The sequence below is a fragment of the Brachyspira pilosicoli genome (genome assembly GCF_019402445.1).
Lineage (GTDB): Bacteria > Spirochaetota > Brachyspiria > Brachyspirales > Brachyspiraceae > Brachyspira > Brachyspira pilosicoli_B.
In genome coordinates, this window is record NZ_SRZM01000391.1 from 1 (window position 1) to 3,172 (window position 3,172).

General features: G+C 25.5%; 1 protein-coding gene. It reads right to left on the reverse strand.

Annotated elements, in window-relative coordinates:
• Positions 1 to 2,968: SpiroCoCo family coiled-coil protein (locus E6A48_RS11190; protein ID WP_407928854.1), on the reverse strand; the 2,968-nt coding region annotated here is incomplete at its 3' end.
• Positions 2,969 to 3,172: the final 204 nt, after the last annotated feature.

A 3,172-nucleotide genomic window follows, 5' to 3' on the forward strand; every position in this document is an offset into this window, starting at 1 on the left:
ACTCATTAACATAAGAATCAGCTGTTTCTAATCTATCATCTACAACATCTTTCAAGGCACTCAAATATTCATCACTATTTTTCTCTATATTATCAATATTATCTCTTAATTCATTTACATAAGAATCTGTTATATTCAATTTATCATCTATATTAGATTTTAATTCATTAACATATTTATTAATATTATCTTTCTTTATTTCTATATCTTCTATTATACTATTTACTGAAGAAGCAACCTCGTTAGATTTCGCATCAACATTCTCTTTTACACTATTAACATAATCAGTTATATCTTTAGTTTTATTTTCTATGCTGTCTTCCATATTTTTAGAAGCAAATGCAAGCTCTTCCAACTTAGAAGATAAAGTATCCATTTTTATTCTATATTCATCGCTAATAATATCAGAATGTTCTTTTAATTGTTCGTATTCATTTCTCAAATTATTATAATAATTTTCTAAAGAACCTTTATATTCCTTAGTCATAGAATCTAAATCTGATTTACTTTCACTAAACAAATCATCTATTTTATCATTTAATGATTTATACTTATCTTCAATATTTGATAACAAATTACTTTCTTTTTCATTTGCAACATCATATACTCTATTTATAGTATTTTCAAAATCTTCTCTTCCATTTTCAACTCTATTTAAAATATCTTCTATATCATCTCTAACTTTGTTTATACCTTCTCTCTTTTCATTTAAAAGAGCATCAAATGAATTAGTTGCCTCAAGTAATTCAGTATTTAGCATATTAACTATTTTGTTTTTATTATCTTCAGCAAACTCTTTATTTTCATTTAATGAATAATCTATTTTCTCTTTAAACTCTTTTAAAGAATCTTCCATATTTGAAATTATATCATTATGTCTTTTATCGCTTTCTTCTACCTGATTAACAAGACTATTTATGCTATCGCTTATAGATTTCATACTAGTCTCTTCATAATTATCTATAACTTCTTTTAATTGAGTTTTTAAACTATCTAAATAAGAATTACCATATTCGTACAAATTATTTCTAATCTCTTCTATGTTAGACTCAGCATTTTTTATACCAGTGTCCAACTTTTCATTAGCACTATCAACTAAATCTTTTATCTCTGAAGAAGTTTTATCTAAAAGCTCTATACGTTTTTCTATATTCTCTTTTAAATTAATCTCTGTATCTTTTAATAAATCTTGTATCTTATTACTATCATTATCATACTGTTCTTTTAATATAGATAATCTTTCTGTAACATTATTTAAATCAGTGTATGTATTTTTTATATAATTATCTACGCCAATTTCAAAATCAGCTTTTATAGTATTAATATTATCTTCAAGTTCTTGTATCTTTTTATTAGCCTGCTCTTCTAAATCTTTATATAAATATTCTTTTTCTAAACTTAAAGCATCTAATATCTCTTCTTGTTTGTTAGTTAATATTGAAGATATCTCAGAAGTTTGATAATGTATTTCATTCATCTTATCTTTTAGAATATTAGTTTCTGTTTCAACATCTGCTCTAAGTTCATTAATCTCAGCTATAAGAGAGCTTCTAGCATTATCTATAGAATATTCCATATCATCTTGAGTTCTAGCTAATATATCATTTTTAAGTTTTTCTATATCATTAACTATCTCATCAAATTTACTCTCTGCTCTAAGCATAGTTTCTTCGCTCATGCCATCTATAGATACTATTAAATCAGAAAGCTCTTTAGTTTTGTTTCTATAAAGAGTGATAACACCATCATTTTCATTTTCAAGTATATCTCTTATATTATTAGAGAATGCTTCTACTTCAGTTATCAAGCGATTACTAATATCATTTTTTAGAGTAGTAAACTCTGTTTCCAACTGAACAGTTTTATCTTTATAATCTTTAGTTATTAATTCTGCTTTATCTTTGATATCATCTATAGTTTTCTCCAAAGAATGAGCTTTATCTTCAACAGATACTAAAAACTCTTCTTTTTCATTTCCTATTTTCTCTAATTCTTCTTTTAATGTATTATATAAGAACTCTTTAGTCTTCTCCATTTCACCTTTAAACTCTTCAACACTAGACTCTGTTATAGAATTAAGTCTATCTTGTATAGTATCTCTCAAGTTTATAAGTTCAACTTCAAGTCCTTCTTTAGACTGACTCAAACTAGCATAACGCTCTTCTATATCTTTTGATTTACTGTTAATCTCTTCAGCAAATAAAGAATATTTATTTATAAGTTCATCTCTTCCCTTCTCAAACAACTCTGCTAATTGTTCTATGTTGTTGCGTGCGGTTCTTTCAGCAAGCTGAGTAAGCTGATTTGTAAATAATTCTTCTTTCTTTGCAACATGAAGTTTAAACTCTTCTGTTAATGCAGATATCTTATCTTTCTCTTGTTCAGCCATGTCTGTATAATGAGCATCACGAGCAAGTAAATTAGTAGTAAGTGCATCAAATCTCTTATACAATTCAGATTCAAAATCATTTAATTTAGCATTATAAGAAGCAATCAAATTATCTTGTATAGAAGAAACATTCTTTTCTAATTCTATCATTTTGGTTTTAACATCAGATATTCTTTTATAAGTTTTTTCTATAGTGTTGCGTTCTTTTAATACAGTGTCAACTTTATTAAGTATGTCTAAATAAGCCTCTTCAAGCGAATCTACTTGTTCCTGATATTGAGATACTGCCGCTTTATAATCTTTATATGATTCTATTTTATTATTAAGCTTAGCCAAATCTTCTTCCATAGACTTGCTTATAAAACCAGCTTTTTTTACAGCAATCTCCAAATCTATGGCATTATCCCTAACTTCTGATATTTTCTCTTCTATAATACCTTCTAATGCCGCTTTTTCTTCAGCAAAGATATCATCAAAATTTGAGTTATTATTGTTTTTTTTTCTATCGATAATTTTAGAAATACCGACAACTATAATAGGAATAATTAGCATTAACGCGAAATTCAATATAGGGAACATAATTATCTCCAGTAGACAAAAAATATAGTATATTAACATAATAATATATTATGTTAATGTATAAGTCAATAGTTTTTTACAATTTTATTACAATAAGACATATAGAATTTAATCTTTTAATAAAAATATTATGTAAAATTAGTTTTTAACTACTTCCATATATTTAAAAAGTCATGCATATACTTAGATATATCAGCATCATAC